Below are 24,847 nucleotides of genomic sequence, written 5' to 3' on the forward strand. Positions count from 1 at the left end.
AGCGCGGCGAACGCGGCGGTCCAGCCGGCGACGCGGCGGCGTCCGCGACGCCCGCGGCCGGTGGTGTCGTTCGTCATGGTGGTGTGTCTCCCTCAGCCCTGGTACCGGGCGAATATTCCGGTGAACTGCCAGGGCTCCTGGGCGACTCCGGAGCAGGTGTCGTCGTTCGGGTAGGCGCCGGGGCAGGGGCGGTCCCGGTTGACGGACCAGAAGGAGAGCCGCGACAGATGGTGCTGGGAGGCGTAGTCCAGGATCGTCTCGAAGTCGTCGGTGGAGACGGTCTCGTTGACGTCGGTGATGCCGTTCATCGAGGACAGGCCGCTGTGCCGGTAGGCGTCGTCGTCGCTGTAGCCGTAGGCGCCCTTGACGGCGTTCTTCAGACCGTCGGTGGCCTGCTTGGTCAGCTCGCCCATGTTCTGGCCCTCGCCGCCGAAGTCGAACGGCATGATGGTCCAGCTATCGGCCTCGAAGTCGGATTCGGCGGCCCGGCGGATCATGCTGTCGTCGGGGCCGTTCTGATCGCTGGGGAAGGTGACGTAGGTGAGCAGCCCCGGGTTGTCGGCCTTCACCTGCTTCAGGGCGTCGATCGTCTTCTGCTGGACGGCCGGGTCGTCGTAGGCGTCGCCTTCGATGTCGATGTCGATGGCCTTGAGCCCGTAGGCGTCGATGACCTTCTGGTAGGCCCCGGCGAGGGCGTTGGCGTCGGCGCAGGACTGCTCCAGCTTGGCGCCGCTCGCGCCGCCGAAGGACGGCACCACATCGCCGCCCTTGGCCCGTATGGCCTTCACGGTCTGCTCGTCGGCCCCGCCGGTCAGCGGGCGGCTGCCGTCCCACTGCGGGGAGCAGTTGCCCGAGTCGAGGACGAAGGCGAGGGTGAACCAGCGCACGCCGGTGGCGTCCATCACCTCGCCCGGGTCCGGCGGGTTGCCCCATCCGTTGTACAGGTAGGGGGCCACGGCGGCGGGTGCGGCGGACGCCGCGGTGGGGGCCTGACCGGGGCCTGCGGCCCAGGCCGCCGCGGTCGTACTCGCGACGGCGGCCACGGCGGCCACGGCCAGGGCGGTCCGCCGCCGGCGGCGGCGGTGCGCGCGGTCCTGGGCGGTGAATTCTTCGCGGTGGTTCATGTGGGGGGATGCCTTCCTCAGACGCGGACGGGCCCCGGCAGTGGCATGTCCGTCGGACAGGTGCCGCCGCGGCCCGCGACATGCGGTTTTCGGCCGGAAGGTCACGGCCGGACTCTCGGCCCATATATTTCGGGAGTTGAACGCGTCCCGTCAATAGGTCCGCACCAATGAAGTGACGTGCCTTCAAGGAGCGAACTCGCCTGCCGCATCGCGCCGATGAACACCTCAACTGTCGGCCGTACGTGACGTGTCCACCCGCGTCCGACTCCGCGCGAGCGCGAAGAACCGGCCAGGAAGAACCGACCGGGGAGAACTCCCGTCCCCAGATGGGATGTCGGGGTCTCAGATGGCCGCGCGGATGGCCCGTTCGAAGCCCTCGACATGGTTGCCGGCGAGCTGTGCGGCCTTGTCGGGGTCACCGGCGACGATCGCGTCGATCAGCGGTCCGTGCTCTTCGACATGGCCGGCCATGTCGGACAGGCGGTCGATGAACAGGCACCAGATGCGCGTGGCCAGATTGTCGTGGCGGACGAGGGTGTCCTCCAAGTACGGGTTGTGCGTGGCGGCGTAGATGGCGCGGTGGACCTGAAGGTCCAGATGCATGAGGTCGGCGGCGGCGTGCCGGTGTGGATCCACGCTCTCAAGATCCCGCCGTAGGGCCGTCAGCGTCGTGCGGTCGGTGGCGGTGGCGCGCCGCGCGGCCCGGGCGGCGGCCAGCGGCTCCAGCTCCTGGCGCACCTCCGAGATATGGGCCAGGTCGGTGATGTTGACCTCGGTGGCGAAGGTGCCGCGCCGGGGGTAGGTGGTGATGAGGCGCTCGTACTGGAGCCGCTTGAGCGCCTCGCGCACCGGCGTCCGTCCGACGCCGAGGGACTGCGCCAACTGGTCCTCGTTGATCGGTGCGCCCGGGCGGATCTCGAGCATGACCAGACGGTCCCGGATGGCGCGGTAGGCGCGCTCGGCGAGGGACAGCTCCTCGCCGTTCCCGGGCTCGGTCGCCACGTTCCGCATGAGACCCCCTTGACCTGTCCGGCGAGCTCCCATACCTTACCGCACAGGCTGATATATCAGTTGCCGATCAGTGGTCCAGTAGTTCGCCTCCCAGGATGGTGCGCACATGGCAGCGAACCCGCCCACCGAGGTCACCACCCCTCTCTCCGTCCCGCTCAGCGAGCTCGACCCGGAGGTCGCCGCCGCGGTCGACGCCGAGCTGCACCGGCAGCGGTCGACCCTCGAAATGATCGCCTCGGAGAACTTCGCCCCGGCCGCCGTCATGGAGGCCCAGGGCTCGGTCCTGACCAACAAGTACGCCGAGGGCTACCCGGGCCGCCGCTACTACGGCGGCTGTGAACACGTCGACGTCATCGAGCGGTTGGCCATCGCCCGGGTGACGGAGCTCTTCGGCGCCGAGGCCGCGAACGTGCAGCCGCATTCGGGCGCCCAGGCCAACGCGGCAGCGATGTTCGCGCTGCTGAAGCCCGGTGACACGATCCTCGGCCTCGACCTCGCGCACGGCGGGCATCTGACCCACGGCATGCGCATCAACTACTCCGGCAAGCTGTACCAGGTCGTGCCGTACCACGTGCGCGAATCCGATCTGCGCATCGACATGGACGAGGTCGAGCGGCTCGCCCTCGCCCACCGGCCCAAGATGATCGTCGCCGGCTGGTCGGCCTACCCCCGCCAACTGGACTTCGCCGCGTTCCGGCGGATCGCCGACGAGGTGGGCGCGTATCTGATGGTGGACATGGCGCACTTCGCCGGGCTGGTGGCCGCGGGCCTCCACCCGAGCCCGGTGCCGTACGCCGATGTCGTGACGACCACCACCCACAAGACGCTCGGCGGGCCGCGCGGCGGGGTGATCCTCAGCCGGGCCGACCTGGCCAAGAAGATCAACTCCGCGGTCTTCCCGGGGCAGCAGGGCGGCCCGCTGGAACATGTCATCGCGGCGAAGGCGGTGGCCTTCAAGGTGGCGGCGGGGGAGGAGTTCGCGGAACGCCAGCGGCGCACCCTGGACGGCGCCCGCATTCTCGCCGGACGGCTGCTGGCCGACGATGTGGCCGAGGCCGGGATCACGGTGCTGACCGGCGGCACCGAGGTCCACCTGGTCCTGGTCGATCTGCGCGCCTCCGCGCTCGACGGACAGCAGGCCGAGGACCGGCTGCACCGCGTCGGCATCACCGTCAACCGCAACGCGGTGCCGTTCGACCCCCGTCCGCCGATGGTCTCCTCCGGGCTGCGGATCGGCACCCCGGCCCTGGCCACCCGGGGCTTCGGCACGGCGGAGTTCCGGGAGGTCGCCGACATCATCGCGCAGGCCCTGATGGACGAGCGGCTCGGCGACGAGCGCACCGGCCTGCTGCGTGACCGGGTGGAAAAGCTCGCCACCGCGTTCCCCCTCTATCCCCGCCCGACCCGGCCGACCCACCCGGCTCACCCGTTCCACCCGCCCCGCCCGAACGGAGACGCGGCATGACCACCACGCCGCTGCCGGAGCACCCGGACTTCCTCTGGCGCACCCCCGAGCCGCGCTCCTCCTACGACGTCGTCATCGTCGGCGCGGGTGGCCACGGCCTGGCCACCGCCTACTACCTCGCCCGGAACCACGGCATCACCAATGTCGCCGTCCTGGAGAAGGGCTGGCTGGCCGGTGGCAACATGGCACGCAACACCACGATCATCCGCTCGAACTACCTGTGGGACGAGAGCGCGGCGATCTACGAGCACGCGCTGGGGCTGTGGGAGCGCCTCCCGGAGGAGCTGGACTACGACTTCCTGTTCAGCCAGCGCGGCGTCCTCAACCTCGCGCACACCCTCCAGGACGTCCGCGAGGGCGTGCGCCGGGTCAACGCCAACCGCCTCAACGGAGTCGACGCCCAGTGGCTGGAGCCGGACGAGGTCGCCAAGGTCTGCCCCATCCTCAATGTCTCGCCCCGCACCCGCTATCCGGTCCTCGGCGCCACCTTCCAGCCGCGGGCCGGTATCGCCAAGCACGACCACGTCGCCTGGGCGCTGGCCCGGCGGGCCGATGAGATGGGTGTTGATCTGATCCAGGGGTGCGAGGTCACCGGCTTCCTCAAGGACGGCGACCGGGTGGTGGGCGTCGAGACCAGCCGTGGCCGCATCCTCGCCGGACGGGTCGGCCTCGCGGCCGCCGGGCACAGCAGTGTGCTGGCCGAGCGGGCCGGTGTCCGGCTGCCGGTGCAGTCCCATCCGCTCCAGGCGCTCGTCTCCGAACTGCATGAACCGGTGCACCCCACCGTGGTGATGTCCAACCATGTGCATGTCTACGTCTCCCAGGCGCACAAGGGCGAGCTGGTGATGGGCGCGGGCGTCGACGCCTACAACGGCTATGGGCAGCGCGGCTCGTTCCATGTGATCGAGCGGCAGATGGCCGCCGCCGTCGAGCTGTTCCCCGTCTTCGCCCGTGCTCATGTGCTGCGGACCTGGGGCGGCATCGTCGATGTCACACCGGACGCCTCCCCGATCATCGGCACCACCCCCGTCGAGAACCTCTACGTCAACTGCGGCTGGGGCACCGGCGGGTTCAAGGCCACCCCGGCCGCCGGCTGGACCTTCGCCCACACCATCGCCACCGGCGAGCCGCATCCGCTGAACGCCCCCTTCGCCCTCGAACGCTTTACGACGGGCGCGTTGATCGACGAACACGGCGCCGCGGCCGTGGCCCACTGAGGAGGACATCGTGCTGCTGATCAGTTGCCCATGGTGCGGTCCTCGCGACGAGACCGAGTACCACTACGGGGGGCAGGCACACGTCCCCTATCCGGGAAACCCCGCGGACCTCACCGATGAGGAGTGGGCCGGGTATGTCTTCTACCGCGACAACCCCAAGGGGCCGTTCGCCGAGCGGTGGATGCACGGCACCGGCTGTCGCCGCTGGTTCAACGTCCTTCGGGACACGGTGAGTTACGAAGTGCTGGCCGCCTACCGGCTCGACGAGCCCCGTCCCGAAATCCCCCAGGCCGGAGGGAACCGATGACCGACCAGCGATTCCGGCTCCCGCACGGGGGCCGAGTCGACCGGGGCACCGTGCTGCGGTTCACCGTCGACGGCCGGGAGATGACCGGACACCCCGGAGACACCGTCGCCTCGGCGATGCTGGCGAACGGGCGCATCGAGGCCGCCCCGTCGATCTACCGCGGCCGACCGCGCGGCATCGTCGCCGCGGGTCCTGAGGAGCCCAACGCCCTGTTGCAGATCGACGGCCCGTGCTCCGAGGGCATGCTGCCCGCCACCACGGCGGAGCTGTACGACGGGCTGTCCGCCACGACGCTGTCCGGGATGGGACGGCTCGACCCGGGCCCCGACCCGGCCGGTTACGACAAGAAGTACGTCCACACCGATGTCCTGGTCGTCGGCGCCGGACCCGCCGGGCTCGCGGCCGCCGCCGCTGCGGCGGGCTCCGGGGCCCGGGTGATCCTCCTCGACGAGCAGCCCGAACCGGGCGGCTCGCTGCTCTCCGGGCGCACCGAGCGGGTCGGCGGGCAGACCGCCCCGGAGTGGGTCGCCGAAGTGCGCGCGGCCCTCGACGCCGCCCCCGAGGCCGTCGTCCTGCGGCGTACCACGGCGTTCGGCAGTTACGACGACAACTACGTACTGGCCCTGGAGCGGCGCACCGACCACCTCGGCGCCGACGCCCCCGAGCCGTCCGAAGGGGTCTCGCGGCAGCGGCTGTGGCACATCCGGGCCCGCCAGGTGGTCCTGGCCACCGGCGCCCACGAGCGTCCGCCGGTCTTCGCGGGCAACGACCGGCCCGGGGTGATGCTCGCCGGGGCGGTGCGCTCGTACCTCAACCGGTATGCGGTGGCGCCGGGTTCCCGGGCCGTGGTGGGCACGACGAATGACAGCGCCTATGACACGGTGGCCGATCTCCACGCCGCCGGAATCGGCATCGCCGCCGTCGTGGACGCGCGGCCCGAGCTGTCCCGCAGGGCCGCCGAGGTCGCCGTGGCGAGTGGGGTGCGGGTGCTGACGGGCAGTGCGGTGGTGGACACCGCGGGCGGGGACCGGCTCACCGGTGTCACCGTCCAGGCCCTCGACGCCGAGGGTCGACTCACCGGTGAGGGCGAGTCGTTCGACTGCGATCTGCTGGCCGTCTCGGGCGGCTGGAGCCCGGTGGTGCACCTGCACAGCCAGCGCCAGGGCACGCTGCGCTGGGACGAGGACCTGGTCGCCTTCGTCCCCGACGGCACCGTACGGGACCAGCACATCGTCGGCGCGGCCCGGGGGACGTACGACCTCGACGGCTGTCTCGCCGAAGGGGCGCGGGCCGGTGCGCGGGCCGCGACGGACGCCGGGTTCCCGGTCGCCGCGCCCGAACCGCCGTCCGGCGACGCTCGGCCCCGGGCCACGGCGGGCCCGGTGCGCGCACTGTGGCTGGTGCCCGCACCCGGCTCCGGCAACGGCCTCAACTCCGCCTGCGAACCAGCCACCTGGGACACCCACTTCGTCGACCTACAGCGCGATGTCACCGTCGCCGACGTCTGGCGGTCCACCGGCGCCGGTATGCGCAGCGTCGAGCACATCAAGCGCTACACCTCGCTCGGCACGGCGAACGACCAGGGCAAGACCTCCAACGTCAACGCGATCGGCGTGATCGCCGAAGCCCTCGGCGCGGGCGCGTCACCCGGGCGGATCGGCACCACGGGCTATCGGGCGCCGTACACACCGGTTGCCTTCGCCGCCCTGGCCGGGCGTGAGCGCGGCGAGCTGTTCGATCCGGAGCGCACGACCTCCATCCACCGATGGCATGTCGCCCACGGGGCGGTGTTCGAGGACGTCGGGCAGTGGAAGCGCCCCCGGTACTACCCCCGGCCCGGTGAGGACATGGACACGGCCGTGGCCCGCGAGTGCCGCGCGGCCCGTGAGGGCGTGGCGTTCATGGACGCCTCCACCCTCGGCAAGATCGAGATCTGGGGCGCGGACGCGGGTGAGTTCCTGGGCCGCGTCTACACCAACGCCTTCAAGAAGCTGAAGCCCGGCATGGCCCGCTACGGTGTGATGTGCAAGCCCGACGGGATGATCTTCGACGACGGTGTGACGCTGCGCCTCGAGGAGAACCGCTACTTCACGACCACCACGACCGGTGGCGCCGCCGCCGTCCTGGACTGGCTGGAGGAGTGGCTACAGACCGAGTGGCCCGACCTCGACGTCCACTGCACCTCGGTGACCGAGCAGTGGGCGACGATCGCGGTCGTCGGCCCCCAGTCGCGCGAGGTCGTGGCCCAGCTCGCCCCCGGGATCGACCTGTCGAACGAGACCTTCCCGTTCATGGCCTTCCGCGAGACCACCCTGGCCTCCGGCATCCCCGCCCGTATCTGCCGGATCTCCTTCTCCGGCGAACTCGCCTACGAGATCAACGTATCCGGGTGGTACGGCCCGGCGGTCTGGGAGGAGGTGTACGCGATCGGCAGGCCGTACGGCATCACCCCGTACGGCACCGAGACCATGCACGTCCTGCGGGCCGAAAAGGGCTACATCATCGTCGGCCAGGACACCGACGGCACGGTCACCCCGCAGGACGCGGGCATGTCCTGGGTGGTCTCCCAGCGCAAGGACTTCATCGGCAACCGCTCGTACTCCCGTGCCGACACCTCCCGCACCGACCGCAAGCAGTTGGTCGGGCTGCTGCCGAGCGATCGGCGGACCCGGCTGCCCGAGGGCACCCAGCTCATCGCGCCGAACGTGCCCCTCACCCCTGAGGCCGGGCCGGTGCCGATGCTCGGCCATGTCACCTCCAGCTACCACAGCCCGGCCCTCGGCCGCCCCTTCGCCCTCGCGCTCGTCGCGGACGGGCGGGCACGGATCGGCGAGACCCTCCTGGCCCCCGTGGGCGAGGACCTGGTGCCCGTGCTGGTGGCCGACACCGTCCTCTACGACCCCGAAGGGACCAGGCGAGATGGCTGAACCGATGAACGCCGAAGGCGCGGGCGCGGGTTCGGGCACGGGCGCGGGCGCGGGCCCGGTGGCGCTGCGCATCAGCCCCCTGGCGCATCTGGCGGCGCGGATGCACACCGCCGCCGTCACCGGCCCGCGCGGAGTCACGCTGACCGAGTGGCCGTTCCGCACCATGGTGAACCTGCGCGTCGACCCCGTCTCCGAAGCGGCCGACCGCGTCGAGAAGTCCCTGGGGGCGCCACTTCCGCGGCAGTGCGGCCACACCACCGCATCGGGTCCCCATACGGTTCTCTGGCTCGGACCCGACGAATGGCTCGTGCTCTCCCAGGCCGAGGGGACTGACGGGACCGCCGTGGCCGCGGAGTTGCGGGCGGCACTCGGCGCGGATCCGGGCTCGGTCGTGGACGTTTCCGCGAACCGCACCACGCTGGAGCTGAGCGGCCCGGCCGCTCGGCAGGTGCTGGAGAAGGGCTGTCCGCTCGACCTGCACCCCCGGGCCTTCGGCCCCGGCCACGCGGTGTCGACCACGGTGGGGCCCGTCGCGGCGCCGCTCTGGCAGGTCGACGACGTACCGACGTACCGGCTGCTCCCCCGGTCCTCGTTCGCCGACTATCTGGCGCGCTGGCTCATCGACGCGATGAGCGAGTACCGCGGCCCGGAGCTGCCCTGATGGGTCGGCCCGTGGTCACCGCGCATCCGGGTGTACGGGCGAGAGCCGGTAGGTGTTCCCGTGGGTGACCACACGCCCGGCGGTGGGCGGCGGGAAGTGGGTGCCGAGCAGGAGCGTGTCCGTATCGGCGAGGGAGCCGAGGAGTTCGCGGCGGGTGGCCTCGGACTGCTCGGGGGCGATGTCCACGCATGAGCCGATGGCGGGGTGGGCGAGCTGGACGGGGTGGTGGATGCAGTCGCCGGTGATCAGCGCCGCCTTGTCGCCGCTGGTGAGCCGGAGGGCGATATGGCCGGGGGTGTGGCCGGGCGTGGGGATCAGCCGCAGCCCCGGGGCGACCTCGGTGCCCTCGGCCGGGACGTCGACCAGGTCGAGCAGTCCCGCTTCCTCGATCGGGGTCACGGAGTCACGGAACATCTGCGCGCGCGGTTCGTCCATGTCGTAGCCCGCCCAGAACTCCCGTTCCGCGCGGGAGGTGAGGTGGCGCGCGTTGGGGAAGGTGGGCACCCACGCACCGTCCACCTCGCGGGTGTTCCAGCCGACGTGGTCGGTGTGCAGATGGGTGAGGATCACCAAGTCGATGGATTCCGGGGGAAATTGGGTGGCGGCCAGCCGCTCCGGGTAGTCGGTGCGCAGATCGCGCCAGGCGGGGTTGGCCCGTGTCTTGCCGTTGCCGATGCCGGTGTCGACGAGCACCTTCAGCCCGTCCACCTCGAAGGCGAAGCTGTGGCTGTTGATGCGCAGGATGCCCTCCTGGTCGGCGAAGTCGGGGCGCAGCCAGTCCTGTCGGGTGACCACGTCCGTGGTGGCGTCGGGCAGCAGCCACGGCCCGGTCTGCGGGGGCAGGGGCACCTCGTCGATGCGGTGGACGGTGATGTCGCCCACGGTCCAGAAGGGGCTGTCGCTGCTGTGCGCTGTGTGCATGGTCCGTCGTTTCCTTGATCTCTAGCGGGCGGGCTTGATCTGGCGCCGTGACGCGGTGAGTGCCGCCACCGCCGCGGCGGCGAGGACGGCGGCGCCGATGGCGTAGGCGTAGGCGGCGGTGCGGAGTCCGTAGTGCTGGGTGGCGGCGCCCGCGGCGATGGCGGGCAGGCTCATCGCCAGATAGCTCAGGACGTAGTAGGCGGCCACGGTGGTGGCCCGGTCCCGCTCGTCGAGCGAGCCGAGCATCATCCGCAGCGCCCCTTGGGAGACGGCGCCGAAGGCGATGCCGGCCAGGGCCGCGCCGCCGAACAGGGCGAGCGGTCCGGCGCCGTGCAGGGCGCCCAGGCTCAGGGCGGCGGAGGGGATGACGGCCAGGCAGCCGCCGGTGGCGGCGGCGGTCGGCGCCGTGCGCCGCAGGGCCCAAACGGTGAGCGCGGCGGCGGCGCTGACGGTGAAGAACACCATCCCGCCCGCCGTACGGGGAGTGCCGGGGGCCACGAGGCGTACGAGCGCGGGCCCCAGGGAGGAGTAGAGGCCGCCGAGCGCCCAGACGGCGACGACACCCGTGCCCACGGTCAGCAGGGCGTGGCGGGCCGAGGGCGGGACGCCGAGCCGCGGGAGCAGCGAGCGCAGCGCGCCGGGGCGCCGCCGCCCGGTCTCCTCGGTGCGGACGACGGCGGCCGCCTGGGCCACGAACAGCGCGGCCAGCAGCAGGTAGACGGTGACGGTGGGCGCGGGGGAGAGGGGGATGAGGAGGGTCGAGACGAGCACGCCGCCGGCCATGCCGGCCACCGGGGTGATGCTGTTGGTCAGGGCCGATCGGCCGGGGCGCAGCGGGTCATCGAGGTCGAGGAGCGCCGCGCCCGAGGCACTGGTGGCCGCGCCGGTGGCCGCTCCTTGCAGGACCCGGGCGGCGATCAGCGGCCCGGCGCCGTCCGCAGTGGCCAGCAGCACCATGGACACGGCCTCCAGAGCCAGCGCGCCCACCAGGACCGGGCGCCGTCCCAGGTGGTCGGAGAGGGCTCCGACGGTGAGCAGGGCCAGCAGCAGGGTCAGGGCGTAGGCGCTGAAGATCACCGTGATGGTGAGCGCGGACAGGCCCCACTGGTCCTGGTAGAGCGGGTACAGCGGGGTGGGGGCGCTGGACGCGGCCAGGAGGGTCGTGAGGACGGACGCGTAGAGGACGAGGGGCGCGGTGTGGTTCGCCGTGGTCTCGCGGAGGGGCGCGGTGTGGTTGGCCGTGGCCTTACGGACGGGGGCGGCTGCGTAGGGGCACTGCGCGGGGGCGCCGGAGGTGGCGCTGGGCATAGGGTTCCTCCCGCTAAAAGCGATGCGTTTGCTTTAAGGGACTGTAGGCCCTACAGTCGACTAACGCAAACCGTTAGCTTTTGTTTCGGGGTTGCCGGGGATCGCCGGGGTCACGCCTCCCGGGGTCGCTCAGCCTCTCCGGCCCATGAGGGAGACACCATGTCCGCTGCTGAACTCACCCCTCCGGAAGCGGCCCGCTGGGCCGCCCGGGCCGGGCTCCCGCTGCCGCCCGAGCGCCACGCCGTGGCGGCGGCCACCGCCAATCACATCCACTCGGTCGTCGCCATCCTGCGCGAACTCGACTTCGGCGACACCCCGCCCGCCCCCGCCTACCGGGCGCGAGAGGAGCGGCACGATGCGGCCGTATGAACTGTCCCTCACCGCGGCCGCCGCCGCGATCCGGGCCGGAGAGCTGTCCCCGGTCGAGCTGGTGGACTCCGTCCTGGAACGCGTCGAGCGGCTGGAACCCCATCTGAACGCCTACGCCACGGTGACCGCCGAGCAGGCGCGCCACGCGGCACGCAAGGCCGCGGACGACATCGCGGCGGGCCGCTCGCGCGGTCCGCTGCACGGCATCCCCATGGGGCTGAAGGACCTGATCGACGTCGCCGGTGTGGCCACCACCGCCAGCTCCCGGGTCCGCGCCGACCACCGCGCGCAGGCGGACAGCACGGTCGCCGCGCGCCTCGGCGCGGCCGGTGCGGTCCTGGTCGGCAAGACCCACACCCATGAGTTCGCCTACGGGCTGACCACCCCGCAGACCCGCAACGCCTGGGACCCCGGCCGGGTCGCCGGGGGCTCCAGCGGCGGATCCGCCGTGGCCGTCGCAGCGGGCGCCGCCACCTTCGCGCTGGGCACCGACACCGGCGGATCCATCCGCGTCCCCGCCGCGCTCAACGGGGTCGTCGGCCTCAAGCCGACCTACGGCCTCGTCCCCCGCCACGGCGTCACCTCCCTGTCCTGGTCGCTGGACCATGTCGGCCCCCTGACCCGCACCGTCGAGGACCAGGCCCTGGTCCTGACGGCCCTGGCCGGACACGACCCCCGCGACCCCGCCTCCCTGGACGCCCCCGCGGGGGACTACCGGCCCGGCGCGGACGAGGATCTGACCGGACTGCGCGTCGGCGTGCCGCGCAACTACTACTTCGAGCACGTCGATCCGGAGGTGGAAGCCGCGGTCCGGCGGGCCGCCGACCGGCTTCAGGCCCTCGGCGCGCGCCTGGTCGAGGTCGAGATCCCCATGACCCGCTACATCCAGGCCACTCAGTGGGGTCTGATGGTGCCGGAGGCCACCGCCTACCACGAGCGCACTCTGCGCGCGGTGCCCGAGCTGTACCAGGTGGACGTGCGCACCCTGCTCGAAGCCGGGGAGCTGATGCCCGCCGGGGACTATCTGCGCGCCCAGCGCTCCCGGACGCTGATGCGCCAGGAGTGGGCGCGGGTGCTGGCCGACGTCGACGTGATCGCCGCCCCGACGGTCCCGGCGACCGCGGCCAAGGCCGACCAGGAGACGATCACCTGGCCGGACGGCACCGTCGAAACCGTCTCCGACGCCTACGTACGCTTCTCGGCCCCCGCCAACCTCACCGGAGTGCCGTCGCTGTCCGTCCCGGTCGGCCACGACACGGCGGGCCTGCCGATCGGCATGCAACTGCTGGGGCGGCCCCTCGGGGAGAACGTGCTGCTGCGGGTCGGCCACGCCTACGAGCGGTCCCAGCCGAGCCGGGCGCTCGCACCGGCGGTCTGACGGCGGCCTGGGGCCTGGGGGCCTGGGGGGCACGGCCTGGGGCGTTGGGCCTGGGGCGCACCACTGCCTAGAAGCAAGAGATTTGCTTTAAGGTGGAGAGATGAGCAGGCAGATGGTGCGCCCCGGCGGGCGCAGTGCCCGGGTCCAGGCATCGGTGCACACCGCCGTACGCGAACTCGAAGCGGAGGTGGGCCGCGATGCTCTGACCGTGCCACTGGTCGCCCAGCGCGCCGGGGTCACCCCTTCCACGATCTACCGGCGCTGGGGAGACCTCACGGAGCTGCTGTCGGATGTGGCGGTCGAGCGGCTGCGACCCGACACCGCGCCCAAGGACCACGGCGCCCTGGCGCCCGACCTGGCCGCCTGGGCCGAGCAGTTCCTCGACGAGATGGCGTCCCCCGGTGGCCGTGCCTACATCCGCGACGCCCTGCTCGGCGACCCCGACGGCACCAACGCGGGTCAGTGCTCGGCCTACGCCGCCGACCAGGTCGACCTGATCCTGGCCCGCGCGGCCGCACGCGGGGGCGAGATTCCCGAGGCCGAGATTCCCGAGGTCGAGACGGTCATCGACCGCGTCGTCGCCCCGCTGATGTACCGCATCCTCTTCCGCCCCGCCGGACTCGACGCCGCGTACGCTCGCGGACTGGTGGCGGGACTCCTCGGCCAGGGCGACCGGTGACCGGGCGACCGTTGACCGGGGTGACCGGGGTGACCGGGGTGACCGGGGTGACCGGGTGACCGGACCGGGTGACCGGGGGGCCGTGCGGGCGGGCGCCCGTCGTGCTGGTCGCGGCCCGCAGTGAGAGGCGTGACCGGCACGCTCCCAACAGGCCCTACTCGGCCGTGCCTTCGGGCGGGAGCTGCGCGGGGTAGGGCTCGCCGAAGTCGGCCGAGCGGCTGACCTGCTCCCAGGCGGTCGCCTCGGCGAGCTGGTGCTGGGAGTAGTCCCGCGCCATGGTCGTCGCGTTCACGCCCAGCGGGAGATGGGCCGGGACCTGGTCGCGGTGGACGGTCCGCACGATGATCTCGGCGGCGCGCCGAGGGTCCCCGGCCGCTCCCGTCGTGCTCTGCCGCACCAGCCGGTTCATCGCCCCGACGGTCTCGTCGTAGGCGTCGGGGATGGGGTGGACCGTCATGGAGGAACCGGCCCAGTCGGTGGCGAAGCCGCTCGGTTCGACGACCATGACGCGCACGCCGAACGGTGCGGTCTCCACGGCGAGGACGCGGCTGAAGCCGTCGACCGCGAACTTGGCCGCCTGGTAGGAGGCGATGCCCGGCGATCCGCCGACCCGCCCGCCGATCGAGGAGATCTGCACGACGGTGCCGGCTCCCTGCCGGCGCAGGGTGGGGAGTACGGCCTTGGTGACGTTGTAGACGCCCCAGAAGTTCGTCTCGAACTGGGCGCGGAAGTCGTCGTCGTCCGACGTCTCGATGGGCGACACATTGGCGTATCCCGCGTTGTTCACGAGCACGTCGATGCGCCCGAAGCGGGCGAGCGCCGCCTCGACGGCCTCGTGCGCCGCCGCTGGACGTGTGACGTCCAGCGCGACGGGATGGACGCGGTCGCCGTACTCGCTGAATGCCTCGGCGAGGGCCTTCGGGTCGCGGGCGGTGGCCACGACGTGATCGCCGGCCTCGAGGGCGGTGGTGACCAGTGCGCGGCCGAGACCGCGGGATGAACCGGTGATGAACCAGACCTGTTGCTTCATGCCGTTAGTACAACACCGTTCTCTTAATAATGCAACACCGTTGCCTTACGGGTTCCTATGATGTGGTGCATGACGACGCCTGCCTTCCAACGTGCCCGCAGTACCCAGGCCAAGCAGGCGCGGGAAGAGGCGATCCTGGACGCGGCCCGCACGCTCGGCCACCAGCGCGGGGTCCGGGACGTCACCCTCACCGACATCGCCGCGGCCGTGGGGATGCACAAGTCGGCCCTGCTTCGCTACTTCGAGACCAGGGAGCAGATCTTCCTGCTGCTCACCGCGGAAGGCTGGCGGCAGTGGTCCGCCGATCTGCGCGGCGATCTCGAACGGAGGGCACACGCCACGCCCACGGAGGTCGCCGAGGTCGTCGCCGCCACGCTGGCGGCCCGGCCGATGTTCTGCGACCTGCTGGCACAGGCGCCCCTGAACCTCGAGCGCAATGTCTCGATCGACTCGGTGCGCGCCTTCAAACTGGGGACGTTCAAGGAGATCGAGCTGATCGACGGCGAACTGCGACGGCTGCTCGGGCTGACCGAGTCGCAGTCCGTCGACCTGATCGCCGCGGCCACCAGCATGGCCGGGGCCCTGTGGCAGATGGCCACTCCCGGCCCCCGCCTGCGGGAGCTGTACGAGACCGACCCCCGGCTGGGCCACGCCGTCGTCGAGGTGGAACCCCGCCTGCGCCGCGTCCTCGCCGCCTACCTCACCGGACTCGACGCGGGCCGCTCCGCGACGGCCTCGGCCGACACTCCGTAACCGCCCGGCCGAACCGCGCACGCGGGTCGGTACAGGCCGGTCGGTGGCTCGGGCCCGGCTCAGGCCCGGGAGCTGATGAAGGGCGTGCGGCCCCGGCCCGGTGCCACCGTCGTGGTGACCCGGGTGACGCTCGGCCTCCGGGGCACCGAACCGAACCCGAAGCGCACCGGGGGTTCGACGGGCGCCATCACACCGAGGTCGTCATCCTCGAAGACCGCCGACACCGCGACGATCGGCCTCAGATCCCGCGCGCCGTACCACTCACGGCGACCGCCCCCGGCGCTGCCACGCGTCCGCACATCGGCCGTCAGCAGGCGGGCGGGGACGTCCAGCAGCGCGCTCCATGCCGGACAGCGGGCGAGTGCGCCGGGCACGGCACACAGCAGAAGTCCCAGGGGCCCTCGCCGGCCCGTGGTGAAGCGCATGTCCAGCGCCCCGGCTCTGACGGCCCAGGTGCCCGCCTCGACGCTCACGCGGACCGGCACGATGCGCACCGCGTCGAAGGCGTAGGTGAGGGCGATGAACTCCGCCGTCTCCGGCGTGGGCGCGAGCAGCAGCCGTTCACCGTCAGCGCGCTCGAGCATCACATCGCTGAACGGCCCGAACGGCGACCGCGCCCAGTGGCCCAGCACGATGCGCGTCCCGGAGGAGGTGCCGGTGCCCGCGATCCATCCGTCGAAGCGCAGCCGCGCGGGGCCGGTGGCCTTGCCGCGTTCTCGGCTCACCCAGGGTGGGTCCCCGCCCATCGCGCCCGGAAACGTGCATACGGCACGGGGTGCCCGGCTCCTATCCGATCAGCCGGGTACGGCGTTGCCCGCAGGGAGTACCGGCACGGCTCTTTCGCTCGTCCCGTGCCACCTGCTCCGCGGACATGCGACGATCGGGCCGTGACGGATTCTGTGACCCCACAGCACATCGCCCGCCGCACCTCCGCCGCGGTCGACGCGGCTGTCGGAGCGGCGCGTGATCTCGGCCTCACCGTGACCGATGCCAAGGTGCTCCATGACCTGTTCTCCGTGGTTGTCCACCTCGCGCCCGCACCGGTCGTGGCGCGGGTTCCCACCGTCCTGCCGCGCTACGTGGACCCCGATTCCCAGGCACGCCGCCAGCAGGCGGAACTGGAGGTGACACGGTGGCTCGCGGACCGGGGAACTCCCGTGATCCCGCCCAGTCCTCTCGTGCCGCTGGAGCCCGTTCAGCGCGACGGATTCTCGATGACCTTCTGGCAGTTCGTCGAGGAGCGGCGGGACACCGAGCCCGACTATGTGGCGAACTCCGAAATCACCGCCGACCTGCACGCCGCGATGCGCGCATACCCGGGCCCACTGTCGTTTCTGTCCGCGGCCGAACCGCGGTTCATCGTGGACAGCCTCGACCTGCTCCCAACGCGCCCCGACCTCATCGGCCCGGCCGATCTGGACCGCGCCCGCCGCGAGTGGCAGGTCCTGGAACCTCTCGTGCGCTCACGCGCGGCGTTCGAAACGGCGTTCCCGGGGATCGACCTCCAGCCCATCCACGGCGACTCCCCGCCCGCGAACATCTTCTCCGGGGCGGACGGGGACCTCTATGCCGACTTCGAGCTGGTCACGCTGGGCCCCGTCGAATGGGACCTGGCTGCGCTCGGGCCGACCCTCGAATCCGCCTACGACCGCGGCGCGCGGCGCAACGGCATGAGGCCGTTGAACGAGGACGTCCTGGGCTTCGTGAGCGCCGTGGGGATGCTGCGGGCCATCGCCTCCCTCTCGCTCGTACCGCAACTGCCGCCACTGGTGGAGTACTTGAAGCCGGCCGTCGACCAGTGGCGGACGATGCCGTTCGCCGGCGGCGTGGCCGGCTGACATCGACACGGGACGCCTCACCGGGACCGCCCGGTGAGGCCGGCGACGCGTGTCCGACGCGGCTTCAGCCGCCGTAGTAGGCGTCGAAGTTCTTCGCGAACTCGCCGCCGTTGAACTTGTCCCAGTTGATCGACCAGGCCATCAGTCCGCGCAGGGCGGGCCAGCTTCCGTGGGGCTGGTAGCCGCCGCAGTCGGTCTTCTTCGTCAGGCAGTTCAGGGTCTTGGTCACTTCACTGGGCTGGGTGTGGCCGTTGCCCGCGTTGGGGCTCGCGGGCAGGCCGATCGCCACTTGGGACGGGTCCAGCGGCGGGAACACGTTGTTGGTGTCGCCCGCGACGGGGAAGCCGGTGAGCAGCATGTCGGTCATCGCGATGTGGAAGTCGGCGCTGCCCATGGTGTGGAACTGGTTGTCGAGCCCCATGATCGGTCCGGAGTTGTAGTCCTGGACGTGCAGCAGGGTGAGGTCGTCCCGCAGGGCGTGAATGACCGGGAGATACGCCCCGGCGCGCGGGTCCTGGCCTCCGGAGGGGCCCGAGCCGTAGAACTGGTAGCCCAACTGCACGAAGAACGTTTCCGGGGCCATGGTGAGGGTGAAGTCGGATCCGTACTTCGCCTTGAGCGACTTCACGGCCGAGATGAGATTGACGATCGCGGGGGTCTTCGGGTTCTTGAAGTCGGTGTCGCCGTCGTCCAGCGACAGCGAGTGGCCCTCGAAGTCGATGTCCAGGCCGTCCAGTCCGTACTTGTCGATGATCGCGCCGACCGACTCCACGAACTTGTCACGGGCGGCGGTGGTGGTGAGCTGCACCTGGCCGTTCTGCCCGCCGATGGATATCAGCACCTTCTTGCCCGCGGCCTGCTTGGCCTTGATGGCGGCCTTGAACTCGTCCTCCGACTCGACGTTCGAGCATTCGGTCTGCGGGCAGAGGCTGAAGCGGATGTCGCCGGAGGTGGTGGAGGTGGGTTCGCCGAAGGCCAGATCGATGATGTCCCAGCTATCGGGGACATCGGCCATTCGGGTGTATCCGGAGCCGTTGGCGAAGCTCGAGTGCAGATAGCCCACGAGCGCGTGCTCGGGGAGTGCCGCCTTCGAGCCGGCGGAGGTGGTGCCCGCTTCGGCGGTCGTCGCCGAGACCGTGGCGAGTAGTCCGGCCGTGGCGACGGAGACACATATGCCGGTCAGAACCCTCTTGCTCAGGGGGAAACGGAGGCTCATGGGGACCGCTCCTTGATGTGGGGGGGAAGGCGGAGCCGAACCGAGGTGGGACGGGATGATCGGACGGCGTGGGGGGAGACTGCGCGCGCCCACGAGAAAACAGGACTAGACCAGTGAGTGTCAATGGTACGGTCCAATTTCGAGGTTCCGCACTAGGTCGCCGTGATCGGCTCCCGCCCGCGTGCGGCGCGGAGCGAGGTTTCCCTCCGCCGGCCGTGGCCGTCGTCGACGTTGCCGGAGAGGAGGACGAGGAGGCCGTGCACACGGCGGTGCGGCGGTGGCAGGAGAACCGAGCCGTGGACGGCCAGGGTTGATGCCGCTCGGAGTCCCCGAGCGTAAGCGACGCCCCGCTCGGCGCCGGGCGCGGAACCGCGCACCCGCTCGCGCTTGACCTTCACACTGGTGTGAGGGACTGAGACTCGCAGGGCACGGCTGGAGCGCAGCCGCTGTTCACGTGTTCTGAGGAGGATCAGTCATGGTCTCGATCGATGTCCCCGCCTTCTACGAGGAGTGGGCGATCCGCAGCGGCGGCGTCTTCGACGCGGCCGCCGGGAAGGGGCCCGACACCCTGGAGGACATCCGGCTCGCCTACCGGAAGTTCTTCCAGGACAGCTTTCCGGTGCCGGACGGGGTGACTTTCGACCAGGTGAACGCGGGAGGGGTGGCCGCCGAGTATGCGATCGCCGCGGACCCCGTCCCCGGTCGGCACCTGTTCTATCTGCACGGTGGCGCGTACATCGTGGGGGATCCGCAGGGCTACCGCGGCCTGGTCGGCACCCTCGTCCGGCGGCTGCGGGCACGCGCGCTGGTGCCGGACTACCGACTGGCCCCGGAGGCGGTCTTCCCGGCCGCCGTCGATGACGCCGTCGCGGCCTACCGCTGGCTGCTGGAACAGGAAGTGGCGCCGGAGAACGTGGTGTTCGCCGGTGACTCCGCCGGTGGCGCGATGGCGGTCAGTGCCCTGGTCGCGGCCCGTGACCAGGGCCTTCCGATGCCGGCCGCCACCATCGCCATCTCTCCCTGGGCCAACTTGGAACACACCGGGGCCACGATGTTCACCCTGGACGCCGTGGACCCGTCCGTCGGCCGCGAAGGGCTGCGCCGTGCCGCGGAGGTGTTCCTGGGCAGTGCCCCGCGGAACAGTCCGCTGGCCTCCCCGGTCTTCGCCGACACCCGCGGACTGCCACCCGTACTGATCCAGATCGGCGGCCATGAGGTCATGCTCAGCGACGCCATCAGGCTGGCCGCCAAACTGGCCGAGGACGCCGTACCCACGCGGCTGGACGTCGCACCGGGGATGGGACACGTATGGCATCTGCTCGCCGGTCACCTCCCGGCCGCGGACAAGGCCGTCGCCGATGCCGTTGCCTTCGCGGAGGAGCACCTCCCCGCGGCGTGAGCGTCACCACCCCGCTGGTGAGCGGTGGCCGGGTGGTGCTGGCACCTCCCCGCGGCGTGAGCGTCACCTCGCGGTGGGCGGTCGATTCGGTGGCATGTTCGCCATCCGCGAGGCCCGCGCCCTCCACATGCCCGACGACCGGCTGCCGCCCGCCTCGGCGGTACAGGTCGTCTCGCTGGTGCGGCCGGAGTTCCTCATGGAGGTCGAGGCACTCGCGGTGGTGGCCGGGTGACCGGATGACTCCGACCCCGGATGACTGCGACTCCGGATGACTCGGGATGGCTTACGGCGCGTCGGCGAGCCGGTGCCTGAGGTGGTCGTAGGCCCAGGCGGCGAGGGTGGTCGGGGTGGTGGTCCGGAGGCTGCGGCGCTGTTCGGGTACGAAGTCTTCGCGCAGGCCGGTCGACATTCCGATCACGGCCTCGACCAGGCCGTCCGGCATCCCCGCCTGCTGGAGCTGGGCGCGCATGGCGTCGTCCGTGATCTGTTCGACGCCGATCCGCCGACCGGTGGCAGTGGTGAGGATGTCGCTGACCTCTCGCCAGGTGAGGTCGGCGGGCCCATGAACCGCCTGTACGCAGCGTCCCGACCAGGTGGCGGAGAGGAGACGGGTGGCGGCGACCTCGGCGATATCGCGCGGCGCCACCCAGGCCATCGGTTGGTCGAGCGGAAGGATCACCTGGAGGGTGCCGGTTCGTAGGGCCCCGAGTTGAAGCTCGAGATTGGTGAAGAAGTAGGCGCAGCGGAGGTGGGTGACATCGACGCCCGTGCCATCCAAAGCGATCTCGGTCTGTGCCAGGCCATCGATCTCACCGGCACCATGACGTTTCTCGGCGCCTACGCTGCTTTGGAAGACGACGCGGCCGATCCGGTTCTCGGTGACGGCACGGACCACGCTCCTGGTGGCGCGGTCGTATTCGGCGAGTGGGTCCCCGCTGCCGCTGGTCGGGTTCACCCAGAACAGCGCGTCGATATCGGCGGTCGCGGCCACCACCGCATCGGCGTCGTATTGGTCGACCGGCACGGCATCCACCGCGTCTCGCACCTCGGGCGCCAGCCGGGCGGGGTCGCGCAGCAAGACGCGTGGCCGGACCCCGGCGCGGACCAGTGTGGCGATGACGTGGCGGCCGACGTTTCCGGTCGGCGTGGTGACAGCGATGCGCATCGTCTCTCCCTCTCAGCTCTCGGTTCTCAGCTCTCAGTGGTGGCTCGATCGCAGGTTAGGAGCCAATGCGGTCGGAATCTGTCCTCCTCCCAGGTATCCGGGTGGACCGCCACCGCCCCGGCGCACTGACACTGACTCACCACAGTCAGTGGTCCCAAGGTCTGACTCCCGCCTTCGCCCGTGCGCCCCGAGACGTACGCCGCCGCGTGCTCCGGACGGATGTGACCGTGGGACGGTGCGTGGCAATCTCCGGGGTGTCGGACCAAGCGCGCACACGGGAGCCGCCGTCATGTCCATCAGCGCGTCGCCACCTGCCCCCTCGCTCCTCCTGACCGCCGCGCCCGTCCCCTCGTGGGCCAGGCGCGTGGCGGCCGCGACCCTATGGGCCTCCGCGCCGTCCGCCCTCTGGCGGCTCGCCGTGGTGCTCGGCGTCCCGCTGGGGCTCGCCGAATCCGAGTACGACGCGATGCTCATCCCCGGCTGGGGGTATCTCATCGTGCCGTCGCTGTCCGTGTTCCAAGAGGCCCTGGCCTTCCTGACGCTGGGGCTGGTGCGGACATGGGGCGAGGTGTGGCCGCGCTGGATCCCGGGTCTGCGGGGCCGCCGCATCCCCGTATACGCCGCGGTCGTACCCGCGGCGCTGGGCGCACTCGCCTGCACGATCTACGGTGTGCTCTTCACCTGGACCACGCTGCACGCCGACATGGAGATCACGCGGTGGGGGGAGTGGCTGATGAACCTCTGCTACGTGCCGTTGGTCGCGTGGGGGCCACTGCTGGCCGTCGTCACCGTGCACTACTACCGGCGGCGCACACACGGCTGAGCCGCGTGTGCTCGACCACTTCAATTCACCGGCGGTTGAGGACTCCGCGGATGGCGTTCGCGGCTATCTACGGGCCGCGGTGGCCGAGGGCAGTTCGCCGAAGCGGTCGCGGTACTCCCCGGCGAAGCGGCCCAGATGGGTGATGCCCCATCGGTAGGCGATCACCCCGACGGGGTCGGTGGAGGTGAGGATGTCCGCACGGATCCGGGCCAGCCGAAGGTTGCGTACATACGCCAGGGGAGGCAGCCCGAGCCGTGCGCGGAACGTGGAGCTGATGGTCCGCGGGCTGCACTGCGCGGCGTCGGCGATGCCATCGAGACTGATGCGCTCGGTGAGGTTCGTTTCGATGAAGGCGAGGGCGGCGCGCAGGGAACGCGGGTGGCCGGGGCGAGGGCTGTCGCACAGTTCGCCGGTGTGGGTGTGCGGCTGCGCCAGGAGCAGGGCGGTGACGATGCACCGCAGTTGGCTGCGCTGGAGCTCGGCACGGTGGAACAGGGGATCCCCCGAGTCGAGCTGTTCGATGAGGGAGCGGACCAGTAGCCGAACCGCCCGGCCCTTGGGCCTGGCCAGATCCAGGGCGAAATCGAAGCGTACGGTGGAGACCGGCGGGTGGCCGGTCAGCGCGGCGAATTCCTGGTCGACCAGCGCGCCGTCGATCCGCAGCCCCAGGAATCGCGTCCGGCTGCCCAGCGGCCGCAGCTCCTGGGTGTCTCCGGGGTTCACGACTCCCGCGGTCGCCTTGTCGAGGGTCGCCCTCAGGGCGCCGCGGGATGCCGCGATCTCACCGGACACACCGAGGTTGACGAAGTACGAGTGTCGGCCCGGCGCCGCGGCGACACGTACATCCAGGGGCGAGGCGAAGTAGCCGACCGCGAAGTCGTGGGCGGTGACGCCGCGCAGTTCGTGGTCCCCGCCGCCCAGGCCGGCCAGCGGTGATGTGGTGATCGAACCGCCGAACAGCCGGGTGGCGGCATTGAGCAGGTCGACCGGGTTCTCGGATCGGGTCATGAGGAAATCCCGCAGCAAAGAGGCCACGGCCTCGTCTCCCTTCGGCCCCGCGTACGCGCGAGCCCTCCGCTCCACGCCCGCCCTCTGACGACGATACGTCGGAGAGTCCTCGGCCGGACACTCACATGGGCGGGGCGACGAACAGCCCCGGGTCGACGTCGTTGTGGGACTTGGCGGCGATGAACTCGTCCATCTCGTTCGCGGTGCCCCACTGGTCGGCGTTGGCGGGGTCGCGCAGGTCGTAGAGGTGCGGATGCCAGGTGTCCTCGTCCAGCACCTCCAGCTCGGTGGTGTACTCCACGGTGTTGCCGGCCCGGTCGAGGAAGTAGCTGAAGGAGTTGTCCCCGGCGCGATGCCGACCCGGGCCCCACAGGCGCTCGATGCCCATACGTCGCATCCGGCCGGTGCCCCGCATGAACTCGTCGACTCCGCGCAGCTCGAAGGAGGCATGGTGGAACGCCGCGTGCGGCCCCCGCACGATGCCGAAGCTGTGATGGATGGCGTTGCACCGCAGGAACCACATGATCTCACCGCGGCCACCGACACACATGGTGTCCGACAGCCGGAACCCGAGGTGCTTGATGTACCAGGCAACCGTGGCTTCGGGCGTGGGCGAGTTCATCAGCACATGCGACAGGCGGACGGGGACGGACTCACGGGCCTCGATCGTGCGGTGCCGACGTGGCGCGACGTCGGCCGAAACCTCCACGACCCGGCCTTCGTTGTCGAAGAAGCGGACGGCATAGCCGCCCCCGGGGGTGTCGATGGTCCGGGGTTCGTGCACCAGCCGTACGCCCTGTGCCATCAGCCGCGCGGCCAGGGTGTCGACGTCCGCCACGTCGGCAGCGCCGAAGGCGATGAGGTCGGTGCGCTTGTGGGCGTCCTCGCGCAGCCGCACCACGTACTGCTCAGGGGAGCCTTCGGCGGCCAGGAACGAGACGCCGGTGTCGCGGTGGGATTCGGTCAGTCCCCACAGTTCGGTGTAGAACCGGCGTTGCTCGGCGAAGTTCGGCATGGCGACATCGATGTGCCGCAGGTGGGTGATCAAGCTGGTGTGGCTCATCTCAGGCACTCCTTGTGTCTGACGTGCGACGTGTGACGGGTCAACTGAGCTGTTCAGTAAGCCAGTTGACGACGGAGGGCAACACGGGTCCCACCCCCATATGGCCGCCCGGGAACATCCGAGCGGTCTTGGGGCTCCCGTGTTCAAGGGCCAGATACATGTCCGCCGACGCGTTCTGCTGGTCGTCCTTGCCGTTGACCAGAAGCAACGGGCACGACGGCATGTCCAGAACGCCTTGGTCCAGCAGGGACAGCTCCGGGCAGCGGGCCACATAGTCCTCGAAGGTCTCACCGCCGAAGATGCGTGCCCGGGCCGGCATCAGGTCCATCAGATAGGACGAGGCGTTGCGGCTCCGTTCCTGCCACTCCGGCTGGAAGGTCAGATGGACGCCGCCTCCCCAGTTGACGGCGGCGGCCAGGTGTTCGCGGTGGGTGTGGGCGAGCTTCAGCGCCCAGTAGCCCCCGAACGACAGCCCCAGGGCCGCCACCCGGTCGGTGTCCAGGTCGTCCTGGTCGCGCAGCCAGGCGAAGACCGGATCCCACTGCCGTTCGGCATCACGGCCGGCGTGCAGAGGTGACTGCCCCACCCCGGGCTTGTCGATGTGGAGGGTCGCGAAGCCTCGTTCCCGCAGCATCCGCCCGCGGGCGTAGCTCTCCTCCTTCCACACATCGATGCCGCCCCACATCATGACCACCGGAGGGCGCGCCGCTCCTCCTGGCGGACGTGCCACGAAGAACCTCACCATGTCTCCCTCGCCGTCGCGCCCCTCGAAGGGCAGCGCCACGTGCTGGATGGGGGTGGGCTCCAGTGCGGACACCCGGCGGAAACACTCCACGGCCCGGTGATACGCGGCGAGCTTGGCCGGGTGCAGCGGGGAGGGGAAGCGGCCCAGGAAGGCGAACTGGTATGCCTGCCACCAGTTCTCCAGGGCCCCCTCGCGGTCACCGCGGCTCTCGGCCTCGCACGCCCGGACGGCGAAGTCCTCCGCACCCGCCAGCCAGTGTCCGGCCCAGGTCTCGGGATCGGTGCCCGGCAGCGTGTCGATGTGCCGTGCGGCGGCGGCGTGGTCGATGGCGTTGAAGGGATGCTCGCGTCGCTCGAGATGGTCGCGCAGCCACTGCTGCGCCTCGGGCAGAGTGCGGGACGGTGCGGCGGGCAACTGCTCTCCTCGTCGATGCTCAGTAC

At 71.1% G+C, this 24,847-nt stretch carries 22 protein-coding genes and 2 pseudogenes; 13 read left to right on the forward strand and 11 right to left on the reverse strand.

Going from position 1 to position 24,847, the window contains the following annotated elements:
* Nucleotides 1-92 precede the first annotated feature (92 nt).
* Complete coding sequence (locus KN815_RS16310; protein WP_216342653.1) at nucleotides 93-1,124, reverse strand: chitinase; 1,032 nt, start codon at nucleotides 1,122-1,124, stop codon at nucleotides 93-95.
* A gap of 342 nt (nucleotides 1,125-1,466) precedes the next feature.
* Nucleotides 1,467-2,135 carry a GntR family transcriptional regulator gene (locus tag KN815_RS16315; protein WP_216342654.1) on the reverse strand — a complete coding sequence of 223 codons (669 nt, stop codon included), beginning with the start codon at nucleotides 2,133-2,135 and terminating at the stop codon, nucleotides 1,467-1,469.
* Between the two features lie 106 nt (nucleotides 2,136-2,241).
* On the opposite strand from KN815_RS16315, the gene glyA reads away from it, so the two are divergent.
* Genes glyA through KN815_RS16340 form a run of 5 tightly spaced genes read left to right on the forward strand, consistent with a single transcriptional unit; the run spans nucleotide 2,242 to nucleotide 8,712 of the window.
* Entirely contained in the window at nucleotides 2,242-3,600 is a 1,359-nt protein-coding gene (gene glyA, locus KN815_RS16320; RefSeq protein ID WP_216342655.1) for a serine hydroxymethyltransferase, read from the forward strand.
* Nucleotides 3,597-4,817 (forward strand): sarcosine oxidase subunit beta family protein, encoded by a 1,221-nt coding sequence (locus KN815_RS16325; protein ID WP_216342656.1) that lies wholly within the window; start codon nucleotides 3,597-3,599, stop codon nucleotides 4,815-4,817. Before glyA ends, KN815_RS16325 begins: the two co-directional genes overlap by 4 nt.
* A 10-nt stretch (nucleotides 4,818-4,827) precedes the next feature.
* Nucleotides 4,828-5,124, forward strand: coding sequence for a sarcosine oxidase subunit delta (locus KN815_RS16330; protein ID WP_216342657.1), 297 nt, complete (start codon nucleotides 4,828-4,830; stop codon nucleotides 5,122-5,124).
* Nucleotides 5,121-8,051 (forward strand): sarcosine oxidase subunit alpha family protein, encoded by a 2,931-nt coding sequence (locus KN815_RS16335; protein WP_216342658.1) that lies wholly within the window; start codon nucleotides 5,121-5,123, stop codon nucleotides 8,049-8,051. Before KN815_RS16330 ends, KN815_RS16335 begins: the two co-directional genes overlap by 4 nt.
* Nucleotides 8,044-8,712, forward strand: coding sequence for a sarcosine oxidase subunit gamma (locus KN815_RS16340; RefSeq protein ID WP_216342659.1), 669 nt, complete (start codon nucleotides 8,044-8,046; stop codon nucleotides 8,710-8,712). The genes KN815_RS16335 and KN815_RS16340 overlap by 8 nt, the downstream gene beginning before the upstream one ends.
* A gap of 15 nt (nucleotides 8,713-8,727) precedes the next feature.
* Here KN815_RS16340 and KN815_RS16345 read toward each other — a convergent pair whose 3' ends face one another.
* Both KN815_RS16345 and KN815_RS16350 read right to left on the reverse strand, forming a co-directional pair.
* A complete protein-coding gene (locus KN815_RS16345; RefSeq protein WP_216342660.1) occupies nucleotides 8,728-9,633 on the reverse strand; it encodes an MBL fold metallo-hydrolase in 906 nt (301 codons plus the stop codon).
* 21 nt (nucleotides 9,634-9,654) lie between these two features.
* Entirely contained in the window at nucleotides 9,655-10,941 is a 1,287-nt protein-coding gene (locus KN815_RS16350) for an MFS transporter (protein WP_216342661.1), read from the reverse strand.
* A gap of 159 nt (nucleotides 10,942-11,100) precedes the next feature.
* On the opposite strand from KN815_RS16350, the gene KN815_RS16355 reads away from it, so the two are divergent.
* From KN815_RS16355 to KN815_RS16365, 3 genes are all read left to right on the forward strand, one after another.
* On the forward strand, nucleotides 11,101-11,310 hold the full coding sequence (locus tag KN815_RS16355; RefSeq protein WP_216342662.1) for a hypothetical protein: 210 nt from the start codon (nucleotides 11,101-11,103) through the stop codon (nucleotides 11,308-11,310).
* Nucleotides 11,297-12,688 (forward strand): amidase, encoded by a 1,392-nt coding sequence (locus KN815_RS16360; protein WP_216342663.1) that lies wholly within the window; start codon nucleotides 11,297-11,299, stop codon nucleotides 12,686-12,688. The genes KN815_RS16355 and KN815_RS16360 overlap by 14 nt, the downstream gene beginning before the upstream one ends.
* Before the next feature lie 100 nt (nucleotides 12,689-12,788).
* A complete protein-coding gene (locus tag KN815_RS16365) occupies nucleotides 12,789-13,367 on the forward strand; it encodes a TetR/AcrR family transcriptional regulator (protein WP_216342664.1) in 579 nt (192 codons plus the stop codon).
* A 154-nt stretch (nucleotides 13,368-13,521) separates the two neighbouring features.
* Here KN815_RS16365 and KN815_RS16370 read toward each other — a convergent pair whose 3' ends face one another.
* A complete protein-coding gene (locus tag KN815_RS16370) occupies nucleotides 13,522-14,397 on the reverse strand; it encodes an SDR family NAD(P)-dependent oxidoreductase (RefSeq protein WP_216342665.1) in 876 nt (291 codons plus the stop codon).
* Between the two features lie 69 nt (nucleotides 14,398-14,466).
* Here KN815_RS16370 and KN815_RS16375 point away from each other — a divergent pair, with 69 nt between their 5' ends.
* Nucleotides 14,467-15,150: a TetR/AcrR family transcriptional regulator gene (locus tag KN815_RS16375; RefSeq protein WP_216342666.1), complete on the forward strand. Its 684-nt coding sequence runs from the start codon at nucleotides 14,467-14,469 to the stop codon at nucleotides 15,148-15,150.
* A 59-nt stretch (nucleotides 15,151-15,209) separates the two neighbouring features.
* Here KN815_RS16375 and KN815_RS16380 read toward each other — a convergent pair whose 3' ends face one another.
* Complete coding sequence (locus KN815_RS16380; protein ID WP_216342667.1) at nucleotides 15,210-15,896, reverse strand: hypothetical protein; 687 nt, start codon at nucleotides 15,894-15,896, stop codon at nucleotides 15,210-15,212.
* Between the two features lie 141 nt (nucleotides 15,897-16,037).
* Between KN815_RS16380 and KN815_RS16385 the strand changes: the two genes are divergently transcribed.
* Entirely contained in the window at nucleotides 16,038-16,988 is a 951-nt protein-coding gene (locus tag KN815_RS16385) for a phosphotransferase (RefSeq protein WP_216342668.1), read from the forward strand.
* A 64-nt stretch (nucleotides 16,989-17,052) separates the two neighbouring features.
* Here the strand turns inward: KN815_RS16385 and KN815_RS16390 are convergent.
* A pseudogene (locus tag KN815_RS16390) lies at nucleotides 17,053-18,129 on the reverse strand (chitinase); the annotation flags it as partial.
* 550 nt (nucleotides 18,130-18,679) lie between these two features.
* On the opposite strand from KN815_RS16390, the gene KN815_RS16395 reads away from it, so the two are divergent.
* Together KN815_RS16395 and KN815_RS16400 are read left to right on the forward strand one after the other, a co-directional pair.
* Entirely contained in the window at nucleotides 18,680-19,603 is a 924-nt protein-coding gene (locus KN815_RS16395) for an alpha/beta hydrolase (protein WP_216342670.1), read from the forward strand.
* A 94-nt stretch (nucleotides 19,604-19,697) separates the two neighbouring features.
* Nucleotides 19,698-19,835 (forward strand): annotated as a pseudogene (locus tag KN815_RS16400) (RidA family protein); the annotation flags it as partial.
* A gap of 51 nt (nucleotides 19,836-19,886) precedes the next feature.
* Here the strand turns inward: KN815_RS16400 and KN815_RS16405 are convergent.
* Entirely contained in the window at nucleotides 19,887-20,768 is an 882-nt protein-coding gene (locus tag KN815_RS16405; RefSeq protein ID WP_216342671.1) for an NAD(P)H-binding protein, read from the reverse strand.
* Between the two features lie 289 nt (nucleotides 20,769-21,057).
* Between KN815_RS16405 and KN815_RS16410 the strand changes: the two genes are divergently transcribed.
* The gene (locus KN815_RS16410; protein WP_216342672.1) at nucleotides 21,058-21,591 is read left to right on the forward strand and encodes a hypothetical protein; all 534 of its coding nucleotides are present in this window, start codon (nucleotides 21,058-21,060) and stop codon (nucleotides 21,589-21,591) included.
* 63 nt (nucleotides 21,592-21,654) lie between these two features.
* On the opposite strand, the gene KN815_RS16415 is transcribed toward KN815_RS16410, so the two are convergent.
* The 3 genes from KN815_RS16415 to KN815_RS16425 form a co-directional block, all read right to left on the reverse strand.
* The gene (locus tag KN815_RS16415) at nucleotides 21,655-22,599 is read right to left on the reverse strand and encodes a helix-turn-helix transcriptional regulator (protein WP_253209013.1); all 945 of its coding nucleotides are present in this window, start codon (nucleotides 22,597-22,599) and stop codon (nucleotides 21,655-21,657) included.
* Between the two features lie 121 nt (nucleotides 22,600-22,720).
* Nucleotides 22,721-23,662, reverse strand: coding sequence for a VOC family protein (locus tag KN815_RS16420; protein ID WP_216342674.1), 942 nt, complete (start codon nucleotides 23,660-23,662; stop codon nucleotides 22,721-22,723).
* Between the two features lie 40 nt (nucleotides 23,663-23,702).
* Entirely contained in the window at nucleotides 23,703-24,821 is a 1,119-nt protein-coding gene (locus KN815_RS16425) for an alpha/beta hydrolase family protein (RefSeq protein WP_216342675.1), read from the reverse strand.
* Nucleotides 24,822-24,847: the final 26 nt, after the last annotated feature.

Source organism: Streptomyces niphimycinicus (genome assembly GCF_018883605.1).
Classification (GTDB): domain Bacteria; phylum Actinomycetota; class Actinomycetes; order Streptomycetales; family Streptomycetaceae; genus Streptomyces; species Streptomyces niphimycinicus.